Origin of the sequence: Micromonospora ferruginea, assembly GCF_013694245.2 — a bacterium.
Lineage (GTDB): Bacteria > Actinomycetota > Actinomycetes > Mycobacteriales > Micromonosporaceae > Micromonospora > Micromonospora robiginosa.
Map to the genome: position 1 here is coordinate 5,776,696 of NZ_CP059322.2, position 16,755 is coordinate 5,793,450.

The following is a 16,755-nucleotide window of genomic DNA, read 5'->3' on the forward strand; positions in this document are numbered from 1 at the left end:
GATGCTCCGGACCATGCTCAAGTCGAAGATCCACCGTGCCACGGTGACCCAGGCCGACCTGCACTACGTCGGCTCGGTGACGGTGGACGAGGATCTGCTCGACGCGGCGGACCTGCTCCCCGGAGAGCAGGTCGCGATCGTGGACATCACCAACGGCGCCCGCCTGGAGACGTACGTGATCCCGGGCCGGCGGGGCAGCGGCGTGATCGGCATCAACGGTGCCGCCGCGCACCTGGTGCACCCCGGTGACCTGGTCATCCTCATCTCGTACGGGCAGATGGACGACGCCGAGGCGCGCGCCTGGCAGCCCCGGGTGGTGCACGTCGACGCCGACAACCGCATCGTCGACCTGACGGCCGACCCCACCACCGCCGCCCCCGGCACCGCCGGCGACCCCACCCCAACCCCTGGCCGCCGCCCTCCCTAACCCCCGTCCCCTTTCCTCCCCGCGATCTTGCAGTTTCGGCCCTTCTAATGCGCCTTTTGTCGAGTTTGTCGGGGCAGTAAGTGCAAGATCGGCGGGGTGGTGGGGTGGGGCGGTGGGGGTGGGGTGGGGTGGGTGAGCGCGGTCTGTTACTGGAAGGTCATTTTCGGCTACCCTGGGCGCACCGTCGGAATCGACGGTCGTCGGGCTGGGGGAGGCGCGATGGGCCGTGTGACGCGAAGCCTCGTCGCCGCCGTGGTCGCGGGCGTGCTGCTGACCGCGTGTGCCTCGACGGGCGGTCTGGACGGGGATCTCGGCGACGACTGGGCGGCCATGCCACCGGCCGGCCCGTTCACCCCGGCCGCCGAGGTCTGCCAGGTCGCCGACTTCACCCCCACCGTGGGCCTGCCGGCGTACGCGCCGGTCGGCTGCGACCTGCCGCACCGGGTGGAGACGGTGCACGTCGGCGCGTTCACCGTGGACCGGGCCGCCCCGCCGGCGGTCGGGTCGCCGGAGATGCGCACCGCGTTCACCGAGTGCGACACCCGGGCCCGGGGCTACGTCGGCGACGACTGGCGGGCCGGTCGGCTCCGGCTGGCCGTGGCGGTGCCCACCGGCACCGGCTGGACGGCCGGCTCCCGCTGGTACCGCTGCGACCTGACCGAGCTGAACACGGTCGAGGCGGCGGCTGTCGTGGTGACCCGCACCGGCAGCCTGCGGGACGCGCTCAAGTCGCCGTCCCGGCTGCGCCTGGGCTGCCAGCGCACCGGGCAGGACCGTGGCCGGGTGCAGAGGCTCACCGCGGTCGACTGCGCCGTGGCGCACGACGCCGAGTTCGCCGGCGTGTGGGTGGCGCCGGACCGGCCGTACCCGAAGAAGCCGGCGGACTGGGCCCCGCTCTACGCCGGCTGTTTCGGTGCCATCGCGCGTTTCTCCGGGGTGCCCGCCGACGCGGCCCTGCGCTACCGCAGCGACGTGGTGGTCCGGCCGCCCGCCGCCGGTCGCTGGCAGGTCGGCGACCGGGGAGTCCGCTGCTACCTGTGGCTGAGCAACCGCACCGTGACCGGCTCGCTGAAGAGCGCCGGCCCGGCCCGGCTGCCGGTCCGGACGAGGTAGCCGAAACCTCTCGTCCCGCCCCCGCCGCCCGGGACGAGGAAGCTTCGGGTTGACTGTGCCCATGGACCTACCCACCGTCGACCTGCCGGCGCTGCCCCGGCTGCTCGCCGCGCCCGCGCCCGGTTGGGTGGAGACCACCGACGTGATCGTCGTCGGCTCCGGCGTCGCCGGGCTGACCGCCGCGCTGCACCTGCGCGAGGCCGGCCTGCACGTCACCGTCGTCACCAAGGTCGACATGGACGAGGGCTCGACCCGCTGGGCGCAGGGCGGCATCGCCGCGGTGCTCGACCCGGCGGACAGCCCGGACGCGCACGCGTACGACACCGAGGTGGCCGGCGTCGGCCTCTGCGACCCGGCGGCGGTCCGGGTGCTGGTCGAGGAGGGCCCGGTCCGGCTGCGCGAGCTGATGCGGATCGGGGCGGAGTTCGACCGCAACCCGGACGGCTCGCTGATGCTCACCCGGGAGGGCGGTCACCGGGCCGACCGGATCGTGCACGCCGGCGGCGACGCCACCGGCGCCGAGGTGCAGCGCGCGTTGCACGCCGCGGTGCGCCGCGACCCGTGGATCCGGCTGGTGGAGCACGCCCTGGTGCTGGACCTGCTGCGCGCGCCGGGCGACGGCCCCGGTGGGCTCGGCCGGGCCTGCGGGATCACGCTGCACGTGCTCGGCGAGGGCAGCGAGGACGGCGTCGGCGCGATCCTCGGCCGCGCGGTGGTGCTGGCCACCGGTGGGATGGGGCAGGTCTTCGCGGCCACCACCAACCCGGCGGTCTCCACCGGTGACGGGGTCGCCCTGGCGCTGCGCGCCGGCGCGGCCGTCACCGACCTGGAGTTCGTCCAGTTCCACCCGACCGCGTTGATCGTGCCGGCCGGCGGGCCGGGCGCCGGCCTGGCGCAGCAGCCGCTGGTCTCCGAGGCGCTGCGGGGCGAGGGCGCCCACCTGGTCGACGGCGACGGCAAGCGGTTCATGGTGGGCCAGCACGAGCTGGCCGAACTGGCCCCCCGGGACGTGGTGGCCAAGGGCATCCACCGGGTGCTCCTCGCCACCGGAGCCGACCACGTCTTCCTGGACGCGCGGCACCTGGGCGGCGATTTCCTGGCCCGGCGGTTCCCCACGATCGTCGCGTCCTGCCTGGCCATCGGCGTGGACCCGGCGACCGACCTGATCCCGGTCGCGCCGGCGGCGCACTACGCCTCCGGCGGCGTCCGCACCGACCTGCGCGGGCGCACCTCGATCCCCGGTCTCTACGCGTGCGGCGAGGTGGCCTGCACCGGGGTGCACGGCGCCAACCGGCTGGCGAGCAACTCGCTGCTGGAGGGGCTGGTCTTCTCCCGCCGGATCGCCGAGGACATCGCCGCCGGGCTGCCCGAGCAGGTCCGGCCGGCGGAGACCGGCGCGTGGGTGGGCGGCGAGGGCCGGCTGGCGCCGGCGGCGGGCACACCGGAGCTGCAACGGGCGATGACCCGGGGCGCGGGCGTGCTCCGCTCGGCGGAGACGCTGGCCGCCACCGCCGGCACGCTGACCGGGCTGGCCGAGGGGCGGGGCGCGCCGCGTACCGCCGACTGGGAGGCGACGAACCTGCTCACCGTGGCGTCGACGCTCGTCGCCGCCGCGTACGCGCGGGCGGAGACGCGGGGCTGCCACTGGCGGGAGGACTTCCCGGCGGCCGACGACCGGTGGCGGGGCCACCTGGTCGCCGAGGTGGGTCCGGACGGACGGTTGATCGAGGGCTGGGAGGGAAGCACAGCATGATCGAGTCGACGGTGCGGGCGCTGCGGGACGGCGGCCTGGACCCGGAGCGGGTCCGGCACGTGGTGGTCGACGCGCTGGCCGAGGACCTGGGCCCGGACTTCCTCGACGTCACGAGCGTCGCCACCGTGCCGGACGAGCAGCAGGACACCGCCGACCTGGTGGCGCGCGAGGACGGGGTGGTCGCCGGGCTGCCGGTGGCCGCCGCCGTGTTCGAGCTGGTGGGCGAGGTGACCGGCGCCGGGCGTACCGTCGCGGTGTCGCTGGTGGCCCACGACGGTCAGCGGGTGGCGCGCGGCGACGTGCTGGCCACGGTGACCGGGCCGACCCGGCTGCTGCTGACCGCCGAGCGGACGGCGCTCAACCTGCTCTCCCGGATGTCCGGGGTGGCGACCCACACCCGGGCCTGGGCCGACGCGCTGGCCGGCACGAAGGCCATGGTGCTGGACACCCGCAAGACCACGCCGGGGCTGCGCGCGTTGGAGAAGTACGCGGTCCGGGCCGGCGGCGGCACCAACAAGCGGATGGGCCTGCACGACGTCGCCATGGTCAAGGACAACCACAAGCTGGCGGCCGGCGGCATCGCACCGGCGTTCCGGCGGGTCCGGGAGGCGTTCCCGGAGGTGCCGGTGCAGGTCGAGGTGGACACGCTGGCCGAGGCGGTGGAGGCGGTCGAGGCCGGCGCGGACTTCCTGCTGCTGGACAACATGACCCCGGCGCAACTGCGTGCCGTGGTGGACGCGGTGGGCGACCGGGCGGAGTTGGAGGCGACCGGTGGGCTGACCCTGCCGGTGGCGGCCGAGTACGGGGCCACCGGCGTCGACTTCCTCTCGGTGGGTGCGCTCACCCACTCCTCGCCGATCCTCGACATCGCCCTCGACCTGCGCGACAAGTGACGGTCTAGGCTGCCGCTGTGCTGCTCTGCATCGACATCGGAAACACCAACACCGTGCTGGCGACCTTCGACGGCGACAAGCTGGTGCACTCCTGGCGGATCAAGACCGACGCCCGCTCCACCGCGGACGAGCTGGGCCTGATGTTCCGCGGGCTGCTGGCCGGTGACGCCGTGGAGATCACCGGGGTGGCGGCCTGCTCGACCGTGCCGGCCGCGTTGCGCTCGCTGCGCACCATGCTGGGTCGCTACTACGCCGACCTGCCGAGCGTGATCGTCGAGCCGGGCGTCCGCACCGGGGTGCAGCTCGCCATCGACAACCCGAAGGAGGTGGGCGCGGACCGGGTGGTGAACACGCTCGCCGCGTACACGCTCTACGGCGGGCCGTCGATCGTGGTGGACTTCGGCACCACCACCAACTTCGACGTGATCAGCGACCGGGGCGAGTTCCTCGGCGGGGCGTTCGCGCCGGGCATCGAGATCTCGTTCGACGCGCTGGCCGCCCGCGCCGCGCAGTTGCGCAAGGTGGAGGCCACCCGGCCGCGCTCGGTGATCGGCAAGAACACCGTCGAGTGCCTCCAGTCGGGCCTCTATTTCGGCTTCGCCGGGCAGGTGGACCGGATCGTCGAGCGGATGTCCGAGGAGTTGGGCGAGGTGCGGGCGGTCATCGCCACCGGCGGCCTGGCGTCGCTGGTGGTGGGGGAGTGCCGCACCATCACCCACCACGAGCCGATGATCACCCTGATCGGCCTGCGGATGGTCTACGACCGCAACACCTGAGGTGCAAGGAGGGGCCCCCGCTTAACGCTTCCGGTAGAGGAGGGGCCCCCGCTTAACGCCGGCTCGCCCGGAGCACGACCGTGCGGTACGGCAGCTCCACGGCGTCCCGGCCGGCCAGCTCCGGGTGGGTGGCGAACAGCTCCGTCAGCCCCTCGTCGACCCGCGCCCGCTCGGCCGGGGTGGCGGTCAGCCAGTAGGAGCGGGTGTGCAGCATCGCCACCAGCTCGCCCGGCGTGAGCGTGGTGGCGTGGTCGAACTCGCCGACCTCGACCGGGGTGAAGGCGGGGCCGAAGTCGGCGTACCGGTCGACCACGTCGCCGGCGTTGTGGTCGAGGTGGGCGATCCGGGTCAGCTCGGCCACCCAGTCGACCCGCTCGTCGCGGACGTTCCACACCGGCGCGAACGTGCCGCCGGGGCGCAGCACCCGGGCCACCTCGGCGTTCGCGCGGTCCCGGTCGAACCAGTGGTAGGCCTGACCGACCAGCACCGCGTCGGCGTCGCCGTCCGGCAGCGGCACCGCCTCCGCGCTGCCGGCCAGCGCCGTCGTGCCTCCGGTGGCGGCGGCCAGTTGCGCCCGCATCCCCGGATCCGGCTCCACCGGTACGACGTGACGCCCGAGCGCGGCCACGCCCCGGGTGAGGATGCCGGTGCCGGCGCCGAGGTCGACGACCCGGGCCGACGCGGGCAGCCCGTCCAGCGCCCAGCGCAGCGCCGCCTCGGGATAGCGGGGCCGGAAGCGGTCGTACTCGGCGGCGGCGGCGCCGAACGAGAGCGCCGCAGTGGGGTCGGTCATGGCGGGCAGGTTATCCCGTAACGGCCGGCACGGCGCTTGAGTACGCTCATGGGCTGACCCCGCCGATGTTCCCCAGGCCTGAGGAAGCGTGCCGTGACCGAGCAGAACGCCCTGCCAGCAGACCCCGCCGACGATCTTCCCGAGCAGATGAAGGTCCGCCGGGAGAAGCGGGACCGGATGCTCGCCGAGGGCGTCGAGCCGTACCCGGTCGGTTTCGCCCGGACCACCACGCTCGCGAAGCTCCGCGAGCGCTACGCCGACCTGCCCACCGACACCGCCACCGGCGACCGGGCCTCGGTCACCGGCCGGGTGATCTTCATTCGGAACACCGGCAAGCTCTGCTTCGCGACCCTGCGCGACGGCGACGGCACCGAGTTGCAGGCGATGCTCTCGCTGGACCGGGTCGGCCCGGAGCGGCTGGCGGACTGGAAGCGCCTGGTCGACCTCGGCGACCACGTCGGGGTGACCGGTGAGGTGATCACCAGCCGACGCGGTGAGTTGTCGGTGCTGGCCGACGAATGGGCGGTCACCGCCAAGGCCCTGCGCCCGCTGCCGGTGGCGCACAAGCCGCTGAGCGAGGAGTCCCGGGTCCGCCAGCGCTACGTGGACCTGGTGGTCCGCCCGCAGGCCCGGCAGATGGTCCGCACCCGGGCCGCCGCGGTGCGCAGCCTGCGCGACACCCTGCACGGGCAGGACTTCGTCGAGGTCGAGACGCCGATGCTGCAGTTGCTGCACGGTGGCGCGGCGGCCCGCCCATTCGTGACCCACAGCAATGCACTCGACACCGATCTGTATCTGCGAATCGCGCCGGAACTGTTTCTCAAGCGTGCGGTCGTGGGTGGCGTGGACCGGGTCTTCGAGATCAACCGCAACTTCCGTAATGAGGGCATCGACTCCTCGCACTCGCCGGAGTTCGCGATGCTGGAGACCTACGAGGCGTACGGCGACTACGACACGATGGCGGCGCTGACCCGGAATCTGGTGCAGCAGGCCGCCATCGCGGTCGCCGGCTCGACGACCGTGACGCATGCCGACGGCCGGGAGTTCGACCTGGGCGGCGAGTGGCGCTCGGTGACACTGTTCGGTGTTCTTTCCGAAGCGCTCGGTGAGGAGGTCACCGTCCGCACCGAAAGGTCACGCCTGGTGGAGTACGCGGACAAGGTCGGCCTCTCCGTCGACCCGAAGTGGGGGCCGGGCAAGCTGGCCGAGGAGTTGTTCGAGGAACTGGTGGTGCCGTCGTTGCAGGCGCCCACGTTCGTCCGCGACTACCCGGAGGAGACCAGCCCGTTGACCCGTGCGCACCGCAGCGAGCCCGGGTTGGCCGAGAAGTGGGACCTCTACGTGCTGGGATTCGAGCTGGGCACCGCGTACTCCGAGCTGGTCGACCCGGTGGTGCAGCGGGAGCGGCTGGTGGCCCAGGCGCAGCTCGCGGCGCGCGGGGACGACGAGGCCATGCGCCTCGACGAGGACTTTCTCCGGGCGATGGAGTATGGAATGCCGCCGGCCGGTGGTATGGGAATGGGAATCGACCGGCTCCTGATGGCGTTGACCGGCCTGGGAATTCGGGAAACCATCCTGTTCCCCTTGGTCCGCCCCGAGTAGGCGGGCAAAGCTTCTCCGCCTCGTTACGCCATCCTATTGACGGGGCAAGCATCGGACAGGTTACTGTGCTCCTGTATTGCAGGAGCACAACCCTGCTCGAAAGGAATGTGGGACGTGGCCAAGCAGATCATTCACAAGCTGGTCGATGACCTGGACGGCGGGGACGCTGACGAGACTGTCAAGTTCGCGCTCGACGGCGTGCAGTACGAGATCGACCTCTCGGCCTCCAACGCTGAAAAATTGCGTGGTGAATTTGCGCAGTACATCGCGCACGGCACGAAGGTCGGTCGGGGCGGGGTGGTCGTGGGTGGCCGGGCCGCGCGCGGCCGGGGCGGCGCGACCGCCGACCGCGAGCAGAACCGGGCCATCCGGGAGTGGGCCAAGAAGGCCGGCAAGGACATCTCCGACCGCGGTCGCATCCCGCAGGAGATCGTGGACGAGTACCACGCGAAGGCGGGGCACTGACCCGACCACGCGACGGGCGACCCGACGCCGGCCCGGAGGAGACTCCGGGCCGGCGTCGCCGTTTCCGCCCGGCCGCGCCGGATGTCCGGTCCGCCCCGGTGCGGGCGGGCGGGTCCGGCGGGAAGAAACCGGCGTCCGGTGGAGTTGTCCACAGGCGGTGGAGATTCCGTCCACAGGCTGTGGACGACCGTTGCGGGGCGCGTACACCCCCGCGCGAGCCCCTCGACCGGGCCGTCCACCGGTTCTCGAATTTCGCTCTGCGCGTACAGGCGGGGGTCCCGGAACACCTCCTGAGCGTGGACGGTTGGCAGAAACGACGTCGGAACGGTCATCCAGGGGGTCACACGACCTCAGCGGAGACGGTCCGCGGCGATAGAGTAAGGAGGCACGGACGCCCGTCCCGGACGTCCGCGCACCGGCCCCGCCGAGATCTGACCATCAAGGCGCACGGCACGTGAGGAGCACGAGGGCATGTTCGAGCGGTTCACCGACCGAGCGCGACGGGTTGTCGTCCTGGCCCAAGAAGAGGCCCGGATGCTCAACCACAACTACATCGGCACGGAGCACATCCTGCTGGGCCTGATCCACGAGGGTGAGGGCGTGGCGGCGAAGGCCCTGGAGAGCCTCGGCATCTCCCTGGAGGGTGTGCGCCAGCAGGTCGAGGAGATCATCGGCCAGGGCCAGCAGGCGCCGAGCGGGCACATCCCGTTCACGCCGCGGGCCAAGAAGGTGCTGGAGCTGTCGCTGCGCGAGGCGCTGCAGCTCGGCCACAACTACATCGGCACCGAGCACATCCTGCTCGGCCTGATCCGCGAGGGCGAGGGCGTCGCCGCCCAGGTGCTGGTCAAGCTCGGCGCCGACCTCAACCGGGTCCGCCAGCAGGTGATCCAGCTCCTCTCCGGCTACCAGGGCAAGGAGCCGGCCGCCGCCGGCGCCGCCCCGGGCGAGGCCGCGCCGTCGACCAGCCTGGTGCTGGACCAGTTCGGCCGGAACCTCACCCAGGCCGCCCGCGAGGGCAAGCTCGACCCGGTCATCGGGCGCGAGAAGGAGATCGAGCGGGTCATGCAGGTGCTGTCCCGCCGCACCAAGAACAACCCGGTGCTGATCGGCGAGCCCGGCGTCGGCAAGACCGCTGTGGTCGAGGGGCTGTCCCAGAAGATCATCAAGGGCGAGGTGCCCGAGACGCTCAAGGACAAGCAGCTCTACACGCTCGACCTCGGCGCCCTGGTCGCCGGCTCCCGCTACCGCGGTGACTTCGAGGAGCGCCTGAAGAAGGTGCTCAAGGAGATCCGCACCCGCGGCGACATCATCCTGTTCATCGACGAGATCCACACCCTGGTGGGTGCGGGCGCGGCCGAGGGCGCGATCGACGCCGCCAGCATCCTCAAGCCGATGCTGGCCCGTGGCGAGCTGCAGACCATCGGCGCCACCACGCTCGACGAATACCGCAAGCACCTGGAGAAGGACGCCGCGCTGGAGCGTCGTTTCCAGCCGATCCAGGTGGGTGAGCCGTCGCTGGCCCACACCATCGAGATCCTCAAGGGCCTGCGCGACCGCTACGAGGCGCACCACCGCGTGAGCATCACCGACGCCGCTCTCGTCGCCGCCGCGACGCTGGCCGACAGGTACATCTCCGACCGCTTCCTGCCGGACAAGGCGATCGACCTGATCGACGAGGCCGGCGCCCGGATGCGGATCCGCCGGATGACCGCGCCGCCGGACCTGCGTGACTTCGACGAGCGCATCGCCCAGGTGCGCCGCGACAAGGAGTCCGCGATCGACGCGCAGGACTTCGAGCGGGCCGCCCAGCTCCGCGACAAGGAGAAGCAGCTCCTCGGCCAGAAGGCGCAGCGGGAGAAGGAGTGGAAGGCCGGTGACCTGGACGTCGTCAGCGAGGTCGACGACGAGCAGATCGCCGAGGTGCTCGGCAACTGGACCGGCATCCCGGTCTACAAGCTGACCGAGGAGGAGACCTCGCGCCTGCTGCGCATGGAGGACGAGCTGCACAAGCGCGTCATCGGCCAGGAGGACGCGGTCAAGGCGGTCTCGAAGGCGATCCGGCGGACCCGGGCCGGCCTGAAGGACCCGAAGCGCCCGTCCGGCTCGTTCATCTTCGCCGGCCCGTCCGGTGTCGGTAAGACCGAGCTGTCCAAGGCGCTCGCCGAGTTCCTCTTCGGCAGCGAGGACGCGCTGATCCAGCTGGACATGTCCGAGTTCCACGACCGCTACACGGTCTCCCGGCTGGTGGGTGCCCCTCCCGGCTACGTCGGCTACGACGAGGGCGGGCAGCTGACCGAGAAGGTGCGTCGCCGGCCGTTCTCGGTGGTCCTCTTCGACGAGATCGAGAAGGCCCACCCGGACGTGTTCAACACGCTCCTGCAGATCCTGGAGGACGGTCGTCTCACCGACGGTCAGGGCCGGATCGTGGACTTCAAGAACACGGTCATCATCCTGACCACCAACCTGGGCACGCGTGACGTGGCCAAGGCGGTGTCGCTGGGCTTCCAGCAGTCGGAGGACTCCGAGTCGAACTACGACCGGATGAAGCAGAAGGTCAACGACGAGCTGAAGCAGCACTTCCGGCCCGAGTTCCTGAACCGGATCGACGACACCATCGTCTTCCACCAGTTGCGCGAGAACGAGATCCTGCAGATCGTGGACATCATGATCCAGCGGATCGAGGGCCAGCTCCGCAACAAGGACATGGGCCTGGAGTTGACCGACAACGCCAAGAAGTACCTGGCGAAGAAGGGCTTCGACCCGGTGCTGGGCGCGCGGCCGCTGCGTCGCACGATCCAGCGCGACATCGAGGACAACCTGTCCGAGCGGATCCTGTTCAACGAGCTGACCCCGGGTCAGATCGTGGTGGTCGACTGCGAGGGCGACCCGGAGAACATCGACAAGTCCAAGCTCGTCTTCCGGGGCGCGGACCGGCCGGACGCCGTGCCGGACGCGGTCCCGGCGGATCTGGGCGCCGCCGCCACCGGCGCGGACGACACCGCCGCGTAAGGCCGGGCGAGACAAGGTTCCAGGGCGACGGCCCCGGTAGGCGAAAGCCACCGGGGCCGTCGCCTTCCCCGCCCCGCCCGCCCCGTTGATCAAGGAGTTTGCGTCGCGTGAGGACGTGCGGGTGACGCCAACTCCTTGGTCACCATTGGTGCGAGGTGAGGGAAGGGGTCAGAGGAGGGGGACGGGTGGGCCGTCGCCGGCCAGCCGGAAAGACTCCGGGCCGACCGGTTCCACCAGGCCGTCGGTGACCAGTCCGGCCAGTGCCCGGGCCCGCTGCACGTCGTCGTGCCAGACCTGATCCAGTCGCTGGTGCGGCACCGGTCCGGTGGTCTCCCGGAGCACGGCGAGGAGTAGGCCGCGTACCTGCCGGTCGGTCCCGGCGTAGCGCTGCGGACGGCGGCTGGGACCTTCCGGCGCGGCTTGCCCGGAGGCTCGCCACGCGCAGCTCGCCTCGACCGGGCACACCGCGCAGCGCGGGGCGCGGGCGGTGCACACGACCGCGCCGAGTTCCATGAACGCGGCGCTCGCCAGCGCGGCCGCGGCCGGCTCGACCGGCAACAGTTCCTCGGTGGCGACCAGGTCGGCGGGACGGGTGGTCGGCCCGGCGTCGGGTTCGCCGGCGACGGCGCGGCACACCACCCGCCGGACGTTGGTGTCGACCACCGGATGCCGCTGCCCGTACGCGAACGCCGCCACCGCCCGGGCCGTGTACGTGCCGACCCCGGGCAGCGCCAGCAACTGCTCCAGCCGGTCGGGCACCACGCCGCCGTGCCGCTCCACGATCGCCACCGCGCACTCGCGCAGGCGTACCGCCCGGCGGGGGTAGCCGAGCCGGCCCCACATCCGGATCGCCTCGGCCGGGGTGTCCTCGGCGAGCGCTCGCGGTTCCGGCCAGCGGGCCAGCCAGGCATCCCACGCCGGCACCACCCGGACCACGGGTGTCTGCTGGAGCATGACCTCGCTGACCAGGATCGCCCAGGCGCCGATGCCGGGGTGGCGCCACGGCAGGTCGCGGGCGTTGCGCTCGTACCACCGGCTGACCTGGGTGGCGAAGGTGGGTTCAGTCATGGCGGAGCCGATGATGCCACGGGCGGCTTTCCCGCAGGGTGGGCGGGCCGGGTGGGCCGCTGCGGTGGATCTTCGGCGGCGGGGCAGAATGTCCGAATGAACGAGCTCGCGATCACCGTCATCGGCCGGGACCGGCCGGGCATCGTGGCCGACGTCGCGGAGGTCCTCGCCGGGCTCGGCGCGAACCTCACCGACTCGACGATGACCCGGCTTCGGGGGCACTTCGCGATGACCCTGATCTGTGTCGGGCCGGCCGCCGCCGACGTCGAGGCCGCGTTCGCCCCGCTCGCCGCCGACGGGCACCTGCTGGCCACCGTACGCGTGGTCACTCCGGACGGCGCCAATGAGCCGGCCGGCGAGCCGTACGTGCTGGCGGTGCACGGCGCGGACCGGATGGGCATCGTGGCGGCGATGACCCGGGTGCTGGCCGACGCGGGCGGCAACGTGACCGATCTGAGCACCCGGCTGACCGGTTCGCTCTACGTGGTGGTCGCCGAGGTGGAGTTGCCGCCGGGCAGCTCGGACGAGGTGGCCGGCCGGCTCACCCGCGCCGCGGCGGAGCTGGGTGTCGGGGTCAGCCTCCGCCCGGCGGACACGGACCTGCTGTGACCGGCCAGGAGTACGCCGGCCTGGGCGGCTGGACGCCGGAGAAGCTCGGCGTCGCGGGTGAGGTGCGCCCGGTGGTGGCCGCCCCGGAGCCGGTGCTGAGCCGGCCCGGTCCGGAGGTCGACCCGACCTCGGCCGAGGTGGTGCGGCTGGCCGCCGACCTGGTGGCCACCATGCGGGTCTCGCCGGGTTGTGTGGGCCTGGCGGCGCCGCAGGTCGGGGTGAGCGCGCAGGTGTTCGCGGTGGACGTGACCGGGCATCCGAAGGCGGTCACCGTGCACGGCACGTTCGTGCTCTGCAATGCCCGGGTGGTGGAGGCGAGCCGGTGGAAGGCCGGCCGGGAGGGCTGCATGTCGGTGCCGGACCTGACCGGCGACGTGAAGCGGGCCAGCCGTCTGGTGGTGGAGGGGATGCTGCCGGGCAGCGGGGAGCCGGTGCGGTTGGTCACCGACGGTTTCGAGGCGCGTGCGCTCCAGCACGAGATCGACCACTGCGCCGGGTTGCTCTTCCTCGATCAGGTCGCCGGCGCGCACGCCGTCTACCAGCGCAAGGTCTATCTCTGACGATGGCCGGGAGCATCCACTGTGGAGGCCGGTACGGGCGTCGCACGCGGTTACCGGCGCGTCGGACCGGCGTGCCGAGCACCGCGCGACTACGGTAGGCGCATCATGCGTCTGACGGTCGGTTCCCTGCCCCCCGCTGTCTACTGGCGGCGTCGTGCCGTCGTGCTCGGCGCGGGGCTGCTCTTCCTGATTGTCCTGCTCTATTCCTGCACCGGCACGGACAAGAACACCGGTGCGCCGGGCAGCGACCCGTCCCCGGGCGGCTCGGCCGCGGCGCCGGCTCCCACCGGCTCGGTGCTGAGCCCCCAGTCGACAGGTCCGTCGCCCACGCCGGGCGCCTCCGGTGACAGCGGCGGCGCCAACACGGGCGGCGGCACGAGCACCGGCGGTGGCACGGGCACCGACGGCGGCGGGAGCACCGGGGGCGGCTCGGGCACCGGTGACGGTGGCGCGTCGGGGGAGCCGGTGTCCGCCGACGGCGCCTGCACCGACTCGGAGATCCAGGTGACGCCGGTGGCGGTGCCGGCCAACGCCCAGCGGGGCACCGTGGTCACGCTGCGCCTCAAGATCAAGAACGTGTCGAACCGTACGTGCAGCCGCGACGTCGGGGCCGACCTCCAGGAGCTGTACGTCAAGGCCGGCGCGGAGAAGGTCTGGTCGTCCGACACCTGCGGCACCGGCAAGGGCTCCGACGTGCAGTCGTTCACGCCGAACTTCGAGCGCGCCTACGAGCTGGGCTGGAACGGGCGCGACACCAGCCGCTGCGAGGCCGGCCTGGCCGCCGGCCCGTACGCCCCGATCGGCACGTACCAGGTCTTCGCCCGGGTCGGCACCAAGATCAGTGAGCCGGTGAAGCTGACCGTCACCGGCTGAGGCGGATCAGACGTACCGCTCCAGGATGGACGCCTCGGCGAGCCGCGACAGGCCCTCGCGGACCCCACGGGCGCGGGCGTCGCCCACCCCCTCGACCGCCTGGAGGTCTTCCACGGTCGCGCCGAGCAGCCGCTGGAGGCTGCCGAAGTGCACCACCAGCCGGTCGACCACGGCCGCCGGCAGCCGGGGCACCTTGGCCAGCAGGCGGAATCCGCGCGGGCTGACCGCCGCGTCGAGCGCGTCGGAGGCGGACGGGTAGCCGATGGCCTTGGCCACCGCCACCAGGTCGATCAGCTCGGTGGCGCTGAGCAGGTCCAGCTCGACCAGCCCCTCGTCGAGGGTGCGCGACTTGCGGCCCACCGGCAGGTAGTCGCGGATGACCAGGGTGCGGTCGGCGTCCACGCCGGCCATCAGCTCGTCGAGCTGGAGCGCCAGCAGGCGGCCGTCGGTGCCCAGCTCCACCACGTAGCCGGCGATCTCGTCGGCGATCCGCCGCACCATCTCCAGCCGTTGCACCACGGCCACCGCGTCCCGGACGGTGACCAGGTCCTCGATCTCCAGCGCGGAGAGCGTGCCGGAGACCTCGTCCAGCCGGAGCTTGTAGCGCTCCAGCGTCGCCAGGGCCTGGTTGGCCCGGGACAGGATGGCCGCCGAGTCGTCCAGGACGTGCCGCTGGCCGTTGACGTAGAGGCTGATGATCCGCATCGACTGGCTGACCGAGATGACCGGATAGCCGGTCTGTCGGGCCACCCGCTCGGCGGTGCGGTGCCGGGTGCCGGACTCCTCGGTGGGGATGGACGGGTCGGGCATCAGGTGCGCGCCGGCCTGGACGATCCGGGTGCCGTCGCTGGAGAGCACCACCGCGCCGTCCATCTTGCACAGCTCGCGGACCCGGGTGGCGGAGAACTCCACGTCCATCGGGAAGCCGCCGGTGCAGATCTGCTCGACCACCTTGTCGTAGCCGAGCACGATCAGCGCGCCGGTGCGCCCGCGCAGGATCCGCTCCAGGCCGTCGCGGAGCGCGGTGCCCGGCGCCATCAGGGCGAGATTGGCGCGCAGCGGGTCGGCGCCGGCACCGCCGACGCTCCCGCCCACGGTCACACTGATGGCGCGGGTGGGGTTGCCGCTCACGGCGCCGGTGCGGGCGTGCGGCGTCGCCGTTGCGGGCTTGGTGGCATCGCGGTCGATCGGCACGGACACAGTCTACGGACTGCGGAGCGGTGGGTGCTCTCGTGGTTACTGTGATGTGTCACGATGCCGGACGCGTCCCACCGCGTGACCTGTCCGGAATCGCCCGGCCGCTCCCCGCGCGCGAGCACGCACGGTCACTCCGCGGATGCGCGAGCGGCCGCCTGGAGCGCGGCCCGCACGTCCGTGACCTCGATCACGCGCATGCTCTCCGGGGTGACGCCGCTGCTGCCGGGGCCGCACCCGGGCGGGACCAGGGCCATCCGGAAGCCCAACCGGGCGGCCTCGGCCAGCCGGCGGGGCACCGCGCCGACCCGCCGCACCTCGCCGGTGAGCCCGACCTCGCCGATGGCGACCAGATGCGGGTTGAGCGCCAGGTTGAGCCCGCCGGAGGCCACCGCGAGCGCCACCGCGAGGTCGGCCGCCGGCTCGACCACCCGGATGCCGCCGACGGTGGCGGCGAAGACCTCCCGGTCGTGCAGGGTCAGCCGCTCGGTGCGCCGCTGGAGCACCGCCAGGACCATGGCGAGCCGGGCGCCGTCGAGGCCGGACACCGTGCGCCGGGGGGAGCCGGCGACGGTCGCCCCGATCAGCGCCTGCACCTCGGTGACCAGCGCCCGCCGGCCCTCCATGGCCACGGTCACGCAGGTGCCCGGCACCGGCTCGGAATAGCGGGTCAGGAACAGGCCGGACGGGTCGGCCAGGCTGCTGATGCCGCCCTCGTGCATCTCGAAGCAGCCGACCTCGTCGGCCGCGCCGAACCGGTTCTTCACGCCGCGCACCATGCGCAGCGAGGAGTGCTTGTCGCCCTCGAAGTGGAGCACCACGTCGACCAGGTGCTCCAGCACGCGGGGGCCGGCCACCTGGCCGTCCTTGGTGACGTGCCCGACCAGCACGGTGGCGACCCCGCGCTCCTTGGCGACCGCGACCAGCGCCGCGGTGACCGCGCGCACCTGGGTCACGCCGCCCGGCACGCCCTCGGTGCCGGTGGTGGAGATGGTCTGCACCGAGTCGAGCACCAGCAGCCCCGGCTTGACCGCGTCGAGGTGACCGAGCACCGCCGCCAGGTCGCTCTCGGCGGCCAGGTAGAGCTGGTCGTGCAGGGTGCCCATCCGCTCGGCGCGCAGCCGGACCTGGCTGACCGACTCCTCGCCGCTGACCACCAGCGACGGGCTGCCCGCGCCGGCGGCCCACTGCTGGGCCACGTCGAGCAGCAGGGTCGACTTGCCGACGCCGGGCTCGCCGGCCAGCAGCACCACCGCGCCGGGGACCAGACCGCCGCCGAGCACCCGGTCCAGCTCGCTCACCCCGGTCGCCCGGGCCCGGGCCGGCGCGGCGCTGATGGTGGCGATCGGGCGGGCCGGCTCGGCCGGCATCCGGGAGCTGACCACCCGGCCGGAGACCAGCGGACCGGTGACCGTGGACTCGACCACCGAGCCCCACTCGCCGCACTCGGGACACCGGCCCACCCACTTGGGTGGCTGGTGGCCACAGGCGTCGCACTCGTAGGCGGGGCGGGGTTCGCGGGCGGCGGCGCGGCCGCGGCCGGCGCCGGCGCGGGAGGAGGTCGATCGGGGCGTGGTCACCACCGGACGCTAACCGGCCGGTACGACGAAAGCCCACCGC

15 protein-coding genes are annotated in these 16,755 nt (G+C 72.8%); 11 read left to right on the top strand and 4 right to left on the bottom strand.

Annotation, left to right across the window (positions count from 1 at the left end; translation table 11 throughout):
* Nucleotide 1: 1 nt before the first annotated feature.
* From panD to H1D33_RS25770, 5 genes are all read left to right on the top strand, one after another.
* Complete coding sequence (gene panD / locus H1D33_RS25750; RefSeq protein ID WP_307755251.1) at nucleotides 2-427, top strand: aspartate 1-decarboxylase; 426 nt, start codon at nucleotides 2-4, stop codon at nucleotides 425-427.
* Between the two features lie 219 nt (nucleotides 428-646).
* Entirely contained in the window at nucleotides 647-1,540 is an 894-nt protein-coding gene (locus H1D33_RS25755; protein ID WP_181570723.1) for a septum formation family protein, read from the top strand.
* Nucleotides 1,541-1,601: 61 nt separating this feature from the next.
* Nucleotides 1,602-3,293, top strand: a complete 1,692-nt coding sequence (locus H1D33_RS25760; protein ID WP_181570722.1) for an L-aspartate oxidase — start codon at nucleotides 1,602-1,604, stop codon at nucleotides 3,291-3,293.
* On the top strand, nucleotides 3,290-4,186 hold the full coding sequence (gene nadC / locus H1D33_RS25765; protein ID WP_181570721.1) for a carboxylating nicotinate-nucleotide diphosphorylase: 897 nt from the start codon (nucleotides 3,290-3,292) through the stop codon (nucleotides 4,184-4,186). Before H1D33_RS25760 ends, nadC begins: the two co-directional genes overlap by 4 nt.
* A 17-nt stretch (nucleotides 4,187-4,203) precedes the next feature.
* Nucleotides 4,204-4,962 (top strand): type III pantothenate kinase, encoded by a 759-nt coding sequence (locus H1D33_RS25770; RefSeq protein ID WP_181570720.1) that lies wholly within the window; start codon nucleotides 4,204-4,206, stop codon nucleotides 4,960-4,962.
* Between the two features lie 52 nt (nucleotides 4,963-5,014).
* Here H1D33_RS25770 and H1D33_RS25775 read toward each other — a convergent pair whose 3' ends face one another.
* Nucleotides 5,015-5,755 (bottom strand): class I SAM-dependent methyltransferase, encoded by a 741-nt coding sequence (locus H1D33_RS25775; RefSeq protein ID WP_181570719.1) that lies wholly within the window; start codon nucleotides 5,753-5,755, stop codon nucleotides 5,015-5,017.
* 93 nt (nucleotides 5,756-5,848) lie between these two features.
* On the opposite strand from H1D33_RS25775, the gene lysS reads away from it, so the two are divergent.
* The 3 genes from lysS (at nucleotide 5,849) to H1D33_RS25790 (ending at nucleotide 10,831) form a co-directional block, all read left to right on the top strand.
* Entirely contained in the window at nucleotides 5,849-7,357 is a 1,509-nt protein-coding gene (gene lysS, locus H1D33_RS25780; RefSeq protein ID WP_181570718.1) for a lysine--tRNA ligase, read from the top strand.
* A gap of 114 nt (nucleotides 7,358-7,471) precedes the next feature.
* Entirely contained in the window at nucleotides 7,472-7,822 is a 351-nt protein-coding gene (locus H1D33_RS25785) for a histone-like nucleoid-structuring protein Lsr2 (RefSeq protein WP_091070408.1), read from the top strand.
* A gap of 471 nt (nucleotides 7,823-8,293) precedes the next feature.
* Nucleotides 8,294-10,831 carry an ATP-dependent Clp protease ATP-binding subunit gene (locus H1D33_RS25790; protein ID WP_181570717.1) on the top strand — a complete coding sequence of 846 codons (2,538 nt, stop codon included), beginning with the start codon at nucleotides 8,294-8,296 and terminating at the stop codon, nucleotides 10,829-10,831.
* Between the two features lie 168 nt (nucleotides 10,832-10,999).
* On the opposite strand, the gene H1D33_RS25795 is transcribed toward H1D33_RS25790, so the two are convergent.
* Entirely contained in the window at nucleotides 11,000-11,899 is a 900-nt protein-coding gene (locus H1D33_RS25795) for an HhH-GPD family protein (protein ID WP_181570716.1), read from the bottom strand.
* A gap of 96 nt (nucleotides 11,900-11,995) precedes the next feature.
* Between H1D33_RS25795 and H1D33_RS25800 the strand changes: the two genes are divergently transcribed.
* From H1D33_RS25800 to H1D33_RS25810, 3 genes are all read left to right on the top strand, one after another.
* A complete protein-coding gene (locus tag H1D33_RS25800) occupies nucleotides 11,996-12,508 on the top strand; it encodes a glycine cleavage system transcriptional repressor (protein WP_181570715.1) in 513 nt (170 codons plus the stop codon).
* Nucleotides 12,505-13,068: a peptide deformylase gene (locus H1D33_RS25805; protein WP_181570714.1), complete on the top strand. Its 564-nt coding sequence runs from the start codon at nucleotides 12,505-12,507 to the stop codon at nucleotides 13,066-13,068. The genes H1D33_RS25800 and H1D33_RS25805 overlap by 4 nt, the downstream gene beginning before the upstream one ends.
* 105 nt (nucleotides 13,069-13,173) lie before the next feature.
* Nucleotides 13,174-13,941, top strand: coding sequence for a hypothetical protein (locus H1D33_RS25810; protein ID WP_181570713.1), 768 nt, complete (start codon nucleotides 13,174-13,176; stop codon nucleotides 13,939-13,941).
* Between the two features lie 6 nt (nucleotides 13,942-13,947).
* Here the strand turns inward: H1D33_RS25810 and disA are convergent, their stop codons facing one another.
* Nucleotides 13,948-15,135, bottom strand: a complete 1,188-nt coding sequence (disA, locus tag H1D33_RS25815; protein ID WP_181570712.1) for a DNA integrity scanning diadenylate cyclase DisA — start codon at nucleotides 15,133-15,135, stop codon at nucleotides 13,948-13,950.
* 131 nt (nucleotides 15,136-15,266) lie between these two features.
* Nucleotides 15,267-16,715, bottom strand: a complete 1,449-nt coding sequence (radA, locus tag H1D33_RS25820) for a DNA repair protein RadA (RefSeq protein WP_181570711.1) — start codon at nucleotides 16,713-16,715, stop codon at nucleotides 15,267-15,269.
* Between the last annotated feature and the right edge of the window lie 40 nt (nucleotides 16,716-16,755).